Here is an 11136-nt window from a genome sequence, read left to right as displayed (position 1 = left end):
TTCTTGTAAATTGGTGCTTTGCCAATGTATGCCCCACTCTACTTTTCTATGACTCAATTCAAATATGCAGTCCTCACAGACCCGTATTTTCAATTTAAGATGCTATCTGCAAAACTGTCGAATCAGACATTTCCCAAATTAATTCAACCCACTCTGGATGATCTATGAAAGGATTGCGATTGCCTTGCCACTTGAAGATAACTTCATTTCGATTTCTCTCAAACTCGTCTACTGGATCCAGTTCATGCCATTCTAATAGAACTGATAGCTTCCCGTGATATGGAGCCGACCCGTTATTAAGCTTATCGTTCAATTCAAGATCTACACGGTCGCCTGCTTCATATCTAGTAGCCATGTAAAATAGCATTCTTGCTACGTCCCCTTTGACACGATCAGGTGGTTCCCAAGAATTTGATTTTTTAAAGCAACCATCACAGCCTTTAACAGGACTTCCACCGTTGTCAAAATCAAGATTTCCTCTGGCACTGTTCACCTGAACATCCGTTGGGCGTAGATGGTGGATATCCGTTCCAGGTCCTTTACTTGTGCCGAAGTTGCCATGGGATTTTGCCCACACATGCTCGCGGTTCCAATCTCCGACATTGCCGCCGTTCCGACTTTTTGAGCGCGACTCATTTGAGTAAAACAAGATTACGTTATTCGCATTATTCGGATCTTCGTCTGTTTCTCGCAACGCTACCCACACTTCTGAATAATCGAGCTGCTTGTGACCTGAAATAATGTCATGAAGAGAAGTTTTAAGTGCCTGTCCTTCTTTCCCAATCGCATCTTTATAGTAGTCATCAGTTGGGTTTGGTGGTAACACCTCATCCGATACCGTTACGCTGAAATTGATTGTGACTGACTTCGCTCTATCGCTTGCCGTGACACCAATGATATGGCTACCTTTTTCGAGCTTAAGCGTTAATACGTCAGTTGTAAGATTGATAGACCCTTTCGTCGCAGAATATAACAGTTTATCTCCGTTTGGATCTGCGAAATGGTCGGAGAGTACTATTGAAAGAGTCTCACCTACTTTCACTTGTTGATTAGCAATTGTTTTTTTGACTATAGGTGCTTCATTATTCGTTGGATTGTAAATTCGTTTCCCATTCGAATCATAAAATACGATATTTTCCGAATTGGCTCCTTCTACATACTCGATTTTTAGGATGTTTTCAGCACCCTTAATTTCTACTTTATTTGGGCCCTCAACAATGATAAGACCCATCGTTGTGCCTTTCATGTCGACTCTTAATCCATTTTTCTTCGGTTGCAAAATAACACGATTCGTTTTGAAACCTTCACCAGTCAGTTCAGCATAATCGCCTTTGAGATAGATGCCTTCCTTCAGCTGTGTAGATGCATCCATATACACCGAGACACTTGGTTCTGCTATCACCACTTGCTTTTTCTTCTCATTTACCAAGTTATACACTTTTCCAATTGGCACCGGCTCCCAAATAACTGGCGAATTGAATCCGATTTGTACTAATATCGGATCATGGTCACTTGCACGCCCCGCCATATCCGTGAAGTCGGCATTAATATGCAATATGTCGATTTCAGTTTGTTCTACTAAATTATTAGATACTAAAATATGATCTAACACTTGTGAATTGCCTTGATAGACATACGAGTAGCGATCAGCTGTCTCTACTTTATTAATCATATTCGTCATTAGATCGCCTTCATGGATTTTTAAGCTATCAGAAAACTGGAAGTCATTGAAGTCGCCGACAGATACGATATTAGCTTCCGGATTTTCCGCTTTAATATCTGCAATAAATCCATAGACAATATTCGCAATTTGTTTACGTTGCACTTCACTACCATAGATTGGAGGTTGTGTCGATCCAAATAATGGCGTATCGCCCGATTTTGAATTCCAATGATTCGCTATGACAATGACAGACTCTCCTTGGAACTCAAACTGTGCCACTAACGGTTTACGACTACTCTTAAACGCTGCATTGTTCGGCTCAATTCTACCTGGATTATGCGTCAATTTGCCATTTTCATAACCTACCGCGGTCGTAGCATTCCCTTGAGGAATCCCTTCCGTTAAAGTCACACGTGCCGGATTGTAAAGGAAACCTACACGAATATTAGCATTCGGTTGTCCACCATCTTCGTTGTTCACCGGATCGATATTGACGTATTCATACTGGACGCCACCCGCATCTTTGATTGCTTGAATCAAACGCTCATAACTTGCAGCTGCCTTTGAATCTCCGGCGTCTGGTCCGTTATTATCCTGAACTTCCGTAACACCGATAATATCAGGATTTTGCATATCGATTGCGAAAGCGCGTGCCAATTTTCTTGCTTTGTCAGCCGTTGTTGTTTTCGTGTTATTCGAGAAATTCTCCAAGTTATAAGAAGCGATTGTTAATTTATCCTCCGCTTTGACAATCGTTGTTTTCTCTGGCGTAGCATTTCCTTTTCTATGCGCTACTTTCATTTCATCCAACGATACGTAAATCTTATAGTTTTGGAATGAATAACCGACCACTCCGGTAATCGGACCATTAAATGCATCCCCTGTTGCCACTTCGAAATCTCGTCCAGGACCATTCGGCTCTAAACGGAACTGAATGCGATTAGCATTTTGGTTGTTCTGTTCTAACAAAACACCGCCATGTAGCGTGTTTGTTGCTGCGCTTTCAAGAACCGTAACTAAATCACCATGCTCTTGAGGTGCAGTCGCTTTCACATTACCAACTTGTACACGCATACCTTCTAAACTCTCCCAAAAGTCAATTGCATCGACATCTGGGTTGAAAATCGCTAAGTAATCACTATCGATATACTCTGTTGGTAAATTAGTTTCATCAATAGTAATCGGCTTAGGTAGTGCCACACCTCTTTTTAGAACAGTAACTCTCCCACCCTGATCATCACGGACATTAATTTGCGTTACTTTCATATCTGTCTGCTGGCGATCATCGTATCCATCAATGGCATATTCACTTACTTTTCCTGTAACAGAGACGAGATCCCCAACTTGAATTGGCCAAGCATTTCGTCCACTGTAAAGAATAATCGCCTCAGACGTATTTGGATCTTTATCGACTAATTCATCTGGCGTTTGAATGTGATAGTACGTAGAACCGCTTAATGTAAATGAATACGTAACTACCCCTTCAATCCCTTCTACTACTTGATTGTCAAATGGAGACGTATGACCCGCACCTTGAATATCATGAATTTGGAGACTTTCAGCTATCACATACGTGTACGTACTCACTTCACTAAAGCGATGATCCTCAGTTTTCACAACCGCTTTAAGCACAGTGTCTTCTGTAATTTCGATTGGAGCTGTATACGCTACACCGTTTTCAATCGGATCAGTTCCATCAAGCGTATATAAAATTTGTGCATTAATCGTTCCAGTAGTTAATGTAATTGTTATCTTGCCAATGAAAGTCCCACTGCTCGGATTCGCTAAAGCAGGTTGGATAATTGTACTATCCACGACAACATCGGCAATGGATCGTGGTATTACTTGATAATCGTTATCGAACTGCTGGACAATGCCTGTGATCGAATCATACGCCGTTCCAACTGATAAACCTAACGAAGCATTTTCGTCTCGAACAAGGAATTCATGCCCATCTGTTGCTACATAATTTGCCCAGCCACTTCCAGCCTGCACATCAGACAGAATGACATTGTGGACTGTTACAAGCTGCGATTCATTCGCTTCCGATACTTCTGCACCTGTGATAACTTTTGGCGTGGGTGCTCCAATATTTTCGACCTTGTCAACAATTGTCGCCCCATCCAGTTGAAGCAATCCGCGGAAATTCGCCAATGTACCAGATAATGTGACCTCATCGCCAATATTCACATTCAAGCTAGTTGGCCTAACAGCAATACCACCTGTCTCATCTTGGACTGAAATTGTATTTTTCAAGATGGCAGCGACAATCCCTTTAATTGCAACGGTTTCACCAACAGGTAGTGCACGCGCATCAGCAATTGAAAGAACATCTATTGGTTCCGGTTCTACTGGTGAAGATCCATCCATTTCATGGAACCCCAAATACTCGAACGTATCTTTAGGATAAACAATCCACTCTTCATCCCTATTAAAAGCATCATTCGGAATTTGATCGCCTTCTATTACTGTAGCTTTTCGAACTAACGTTACATCAGTTCCCCAGTTACTTCTTGCTCCTACTTGTCCAAAAGAATCGATTACGTTGCCGGATTTTTTTAAAACAATGGCATCATCACCATTAAAGTTAATAACACTTACATTATCAAGGTTACCCTTACTTCTTAATTCAGGGGCTGCATCTCGATGATAGATTACATATGTCTCTCCATTGTTTAGACTTCCCGACAAAGCTAGTTTTGCTGTGGCAGTCACCGCACCATTTGCATACAATTCCAGCGAATAGTCACCCAAGTCAACAGCCGTTCCCGTCCCGTTATACAGTTCAAGAGCTTTGTTGAAACTGCTCCCCTCCACATACTCGGAAATAAATAGATCTGAAGCATTTGAAGTACTCATAGCAGTTACTGTTTGTGGAAAGGCTGGTGCTATTAAACTCACAACTAAAATGATAGACAAAATAGTGCTCATATACGCTTTCAATTTCCCGCAGCCCATTAAGGCTATCCCCCTTTCAATATTAATTTGATGAAGCAGCTACTAATCAAGTACAAAACAGGAAATCCAACCTCATAACGATATACCAGCGCTCCCTTTCTATTTAATGGCATCGAATATACAAAAAATTCATATGCCTATATTAATGGTAGCATCGCCAATAGATGAACTCCATAAGACCTTTTGAAACCTTATGAGAGCTTTTAAGATATTTTGGCGATACCATAAAATATATTTCGACAGTAACTTTCCAGTGCTAGTATCACTCACAAAACTTAGACAAATTCCGCCGAATAAGTAAGGTACCTTTGAATCTATGAATCGAATGTTAGGATAGGGGTTATACGGGGATTTCGGTCTGCTTGCGTACACTTTCTAGCGATATATACAAAGAAAAACTAGTAGGACAAACCTTTATTGGCTTGTCCTACTAGTTCTCTATCTTTTTACATTATTTCAACACTATATTGTCAACTCTGACATCCTTACCCTCGCCATCTAAAATACCATTAACAGAGACTGTTACACTCTTTGCTTGTTCAAAAACTTCGCTCTCAGTATATACAATAACTTCCACTTTATTGTCCGCGATTAAACTAATATCAGAAAAACTATAAGCCCATTTACCATCAACTTTCATATCAACAGTAGGGAAATCTGCCATTTTTACATTTTCTGAAAATGATAGAACAATATTATGCTCTAATTTAGCTTCTTCGTACACAACAGCGTTAGGATTATTAATGACTTTTATACTATCTTTTGTTACTTTATCGCCCTTCATAATAAAGCCATTACTGTATTCCTCAATTGATGCTGTTCCATAATAATTTCGTAATGCCGCGAATAGCTCTTCCTTATTTTCATAAGTTCTCGCTTCTTCTTGACCCATTTGAATTTGAGAAGCCTCGATAAATGGTTTTAATAAATCTACAGTCAAAATAATATATTTGTATCCATTTTCCGTTGTATTCGTTGCTAATTCAATTGCACCTTTTGCAAGCGTTGATATATTATCAGTAGTCACATCTGCATCTGATTTTGAAATGCTATACTTCTCTACATACGCCCCAACTGCAGGAGGAATTTCTTTCACTTCATAACCCGCAGCCTTTATCGTTTCAATTAATAATGATCTATCTTCATACTTATGCTCTACTTTATCAATCGTTACAATACTACCTTGCTGTTCTTCTAAAGAATAATGAAGTTCATATAGTAGTAAACTTGCATCTATTGGTGTTGTCTGTAAAGTAACTTTGGTAATCTGTACATTATCAGAAGCTGCTTTCATACTATCAATTTGATCTATTAATGACTGTGTAAATGCATCTACCTCTTTTTGAGATGTGTAAACGTTATTCAATAGATTTCGTGCAGTTTCCAACATTGTTTGTAAAGTATCCCAGACAACCGAAGTATATTGATTCTCATCTAAACTATTCGCTCTCTGAATAGCTGCTTCAAGAGCTGCCATATTTACGGGATTCGTCACAAACCGTTCTAACAATTGTTCTGCGTATGCAATTTGATTAAGTAAACGAGTTCTCTCTACCAATTCCCCTGGCAACTCATTCACTATTGCTTTTACCTTTGCAATTTTCTCAGCTGTTGTGCTTGCCGCTAAACGCTCTGCTTCAGGAAAACCATTATAATCTTCTACAAATAGCCCGTTAACTTCCTTTTCAGCTGTAATAAAAGCATCTACTGCCGTAGCATATTTTTTATTTACATCATCCATCATAGCTCGAATATCTTCAGCATTCGTATATGAATTAGCTCTTAACTGTTCAATATAAGCATTTCTAGTAATTGATAATGTATTATACTTACTAATATACTCATTTAAAGAGTGATCGTAATACATACTGATGTCATTTAACACCCAGTCAAACACGAAATTATTATAATACTCTTCTATATCACTGTTGTTTTTCAAATCATTAATAATCGCTATATTAGCCAAATCACGTGCCTCAATAGAATAATTAGAAGGTTTTATCCATACTTCCTGTGAATAGCCATTTAAACCGATGAATACACGATTTAAAGCTGTACTATCTACAGTTAATGTTGATGGTAATGTTACACTTACTGTTCTAATGCCATCATCCTTTGTTGACCATTTTGGCAACTCAGAGGTAGGTACTGAATATATTTGACTTCCTAAACTAATATATAATTTTTCAAAGTCATACGTTGTAAACTCGTAAACTGGCTTCGCTACAGAGTCTATCGTTAAAATATTCCCATCCACTTTTATATCAAATGCTGGAACATCTCTATATTCATATACATCGATTACGTAAACATCAATTACATTATTTTGTGCATCAACTTTATAAACCTCAATATTATGGTTTTTCCAATCAATGAACTGATCGCCTTTGTTGTATTTGATGGCATTGGATGGTACTTTTTCACCAACTTTCGCAGGTTGATTGTCGCCCATCCAATCCTGTGCAACTTGGCGATATTTAATCGTCGCACCTTCACTATTTAACACCGAAAGCGTAACATAACCGTATTTGCCTTCCACAGGAATCACTTTAGCGGTAATGTATTGTTCCTCATCGTCAATATCGACGTTTACATTGTCTTTCACGTCTTCAAAGTTCTCGATCATGTCTTTAGCAGATTTATCTTCACCACTAGTCGAAGTTGTTTTTCCTACTTTAACATGGTCACCAAGTGTTATATTAGCAGAATCACTAGCTAGTTGTTTAATTGATCCTGTTGTTTTTAAAACAACTTTTTTATCAGTATTAACTTTTACTTGATCAAAGTTCCCTTTACCGCTAATTTGAATATCATCATTTGACTCAATTTCAACTGAAGCAATCGAGGCATTTAACTCAATATTCGTAACACCTTTTGAAATCGTTAGTTTTGGTAAAACAACATCTGGGTCTGTTGTAATTGAACTATTGGCCATAACTAAAAGTGTCGTAATTTTTGATGGTCCATAAATACCTAATTCTAAGTCTTTTTTCGCAATTTCCATATAGGCAACTGTCGAATCTGCAAAGACGATTTTTAATCGTGTAACTGGATTTTCAACTAACGGAACCGTCACACCTTTACTGTAACGCGCAACCGCTTTTTCTTCTTCAGCTAATACTTTGCCTTTGACATCTACTTTTTCAAAATTAATGCTTGTTTTAACGTTATTTGTAATCGTTACATTCCCTGCAACAACTAAGTTTTTAATAACAAGTTGATCGCCATTTACTACGAGATTACCTGTAACAGCTAACCCTTTACCATCAACTACTTGGTTAGATGAATTTAACGCTAGTGAATTAACTGCTGTTATAATTCCATTTGTTAATGTTGCCGTAATATCCGCATCAATTAAGCTTTCGCTATTTGTAGAGAAAAATGCTTTTACATTACTAGCTATAGAATATTTTGCGCCATTTATGATAACTGTTGCACCATCAGTAGTTGTTACTTTTCCAGTGACTGTAGCAATTGAAGGCTTTTCAACGCTTGGCGGAGTAGGCGTTGAGCCATTTACCTTTTCAATATTACCGATAACAGCAGAGTAGTTCGAGATGTATGATTCTATCCCTACGTTTTTTGACGTAATAATATTATTAACTTTTGTTGATAGTCCTAACTGAACCGCCGCTTTTGCATTTACAAATGATAATGTTGAAACTGTACCTACAATATTTAGGTGTAGCGGTTTTTCAGATTCTACAACTACAGTGCTCACGTCACCCGTTCCATTTATTGTTGCTTCTACATCTTGTTGAATTGTTAATTTTTCTAACGATTCATTGAAGGAGAATTGCTTTACCGCGCTCGTTAAAATTACTTCGCTTTTAAACTCAATCCCTTTGAACTGTACATAGTTTGAAGCAACCGTTACAACACCACCAAAGCTCACTTTTGAAGACGTAGTAGCAATTGACTTAGTTGATGCAGCTGCATCGGAAGCACTATCTTTTAAAATAACCGGCTGCTCTTTTGTTCCTTGTGCAGTAATTGTTAATGCTTTTACATCAACAATTTTGCCCGATTCTACAGTTGCAGTAATTTGAGCTTTTTGTAATGCTGCTGCATTATATGGAGCAAACACTTGCTGTAAGCTTTCAGACACTTCATATGTCCCGTTATCAAGTACTAATTTACCTTCTTCTACCCCAACAATTGTCGACTGAATTGTATTAGGGTCTTCAGTCGGTGCTTGTTTTGCATTTTCTGCACGCACTACAAACGATGCCATTTGTCCACGTTTTACTGCTGCACTTGGTGAAAACGTTGTGCTTGAAGTACCTTCTGTAATTTTATAGTTTAACAATGTTTGGATAAATGTTTTATAACCATTTTGTGCTGACACATCGGTAAATGGCAATTTTACTTCACTAGCTTCCTCTAAGCCAAACGCATTGACGATAATTTTCGACATTTGTCCGCGTGTTAAAGGTGCACCTGGTTTAAAAGTACCATCTTCATAACCGTTAATAATGCCTTTATTAGCTAATGCATTGATTGCGCCAATATACTCTAAACTAACTGGTACATCTGTGAACTTTTGTTCTTTTGAAGATGTATCTAATTGTAATGCGTTAGCTAATATTTTCGCTGCCTGTCCACGTGTTAACGTAGCATTTGGGCGATATGTATTGTCCTCATACCCTTTAATAATTCCGCGCTCTACTAAATTTTGAATCGCTTTGTAATGAGAACTGCTTGGAGATACATCAGTAAAAGACGTATTCGCACTCGCTACTGGTACGACAACTGATGCTGCCACTGTTGCTGCTGTAAAAGCTGCTAATGTTTGTTTTTTCATTCTTTCCATCCTCTCAAATAAAACAGGAATACGAAATTATATTACTCACTATTATCATAAAAATTAGTAATTTTTTGATTCATATTCACGATTAGACATTATACTATATAACTATAATATTTATATATATAGGAAAATTTTAACGCTGTGTTGTCATAAAACAAAAAAAATCACTAAATTTCGAGATAAATTTCCTAGTAAAAAAAACACCTACCCGAGTGATTTAGCAGATGCTCTAAATATTTGAATTTGTTTAAATAATGCTTTGCTTCACAACTGAAAGCATTCACTTTTAAAATAGTCTCTATTATAGGGTACTAAAATCTATATAATTTTTTATGTCATACACAAATATAAAAACCGTAGAATTAGAAAAACCCCGAACAAGTCCACTTTCTTCAAGTGTCCACTATTCGGGGTTAAGTTCATTTCTGAATGATTACAAACCTATACCACTGTAACCGCTCGGAGTAATCATAATTTCTCATATCACATTCCTTCTAAATTAAAAATAGCCCTAATCCCCCGAAAGGAATTAGAGCTGGATAAGTTAGAATCACTTTATTCGGAATAAGATAAGGTAGAATTATTGGTTGATACGGTATTTAAAGATAAAGCTCTGCAGAAATGTTACTACCCACAGTGCCGTACCTAATCAATAGCAAATCTTAATATAAAGCCTGGAGTAACAGAAAACGTTTCCTTATCTTTATTTTGTAAAAGTATAAGTAATTGTATCTAGAACTTCCTCTTTACCTTGCTGCAATACTTGAACCGTAATTGTATATGTTCCTACCATTAGCTCATCTAACGGTTGTAAAGTCATCTCAATTGTTCTAAGATCATTAGCATTAAAACCAACTGTTTTAGTTCCAACAGTATTATTCTGAATTAAACCGTAAAATACATAGTTACTACCACCAGGATTAGGCAAATTTGTTACTTTACCCCCACCATCTCCATTCCAGTCAGCAAGTTCTCTTAACGAACCATCCATATCATTTACATCACCGGAATTAGTTTTCAATGTCATACCACCAATTTTGTTGTTTCCGTCAGATATAGTTTTAAATACTTCTGCAAACTTTTTGATAGCGTCTCCTTGCTTAACTTGGAATCGTAAGTAAACTCCATCAGTATAATAATTATAACCACCTGGCGAACCAGATATTTCAACTCCTTCATTACCGATTCCTAAACTGGAACCCCAATTAAAAGAAGTAGAAAATACTCCGTCATTCTCTACCAACTCCTCACCTTTTTGCAGATGGGATAATAAGTTGTTAACCTCTTTAAATCTATTTGCCGGATCAGTAATAATCCAAGCATCGTTATCTAAAGTAAACGTGACCTGAACTACTTCACCAGCAATTGATAGTGGGATTTTTACAGTTTGGACTGTTTCTGCTCCTGGAGCAAAGGAAATAGTCAATTTAATTCCATCTTCTGAAATTGAAGCTGTTACTCCGTCGGTATTAATAAAATCAATAGTCCCATTTTCACCAATGGACTCAGAGAATGTGAAGATGACAATATTTGCAGAATCTCCCGTGGCCACACTGTAAGTGACTGGCACTTGTGCTTCGTATGCTTTCGCCGCGATTGATCCTGTTACTACTACTGTTGTCGTATTGTCATCTAAAGTAATCGTTACTTTAAATGATCCCTTTGTACCCGCTGGAGTAGTTTCAGTACCATCTACTGCTGCTTC

At 37.6% G+C, this 11136-nt stretch carries 3 protein-coding genes; all 3 read right to left on the bottom strand.

Annotated features, from left to right (window positions below; genetic code table 11):
- Positions 1 to 94: 94 nt before the first annotated feature.
- Positions 95 to 4621, bottom strand: a complete 4527-nt coding sequence (locus AAFN87_RS11815) for an endonuclease (protein ID WP_347791267.1) — start codon at positions 4619 to 4621, stop codon at positions 95 to 97.
- Positions 4622 to 5072: 451 nt separating this feature from the next.
- Positions 5073 to 9425, bottom strand: a complete 4353-nt coding sequence (locus AAFN87_RS11810) for an S-layer homology domain-containing protein (RefSeq protein WP_347791266.1) — start codon at positions 9423 to 9425, stop codon at positions 5073 to 5075.
- A gap of 709 nt (positions 9426 to 10134) precedes the next feature.
- The coding region (locus AAFN87_RS11805; RefSeq protein WP_347791265.1) for a hypothetical protein at positions 10135 to 11136 on the bottom strand (1002 nt) is incomplete at its 5' end.

The sequence above is a fragment of the Solibacillus sp. CAU 1738 genome (assembly GCF_039888725.1).
Classification (GTDB): Bacteria; Bacillota; Bacilli; order Bacillales_A; family Planococcaceae; genus Metasolibacillus.
This window is presented reverse-complemented; position numbering and strand designations above follow the sequence as displayed.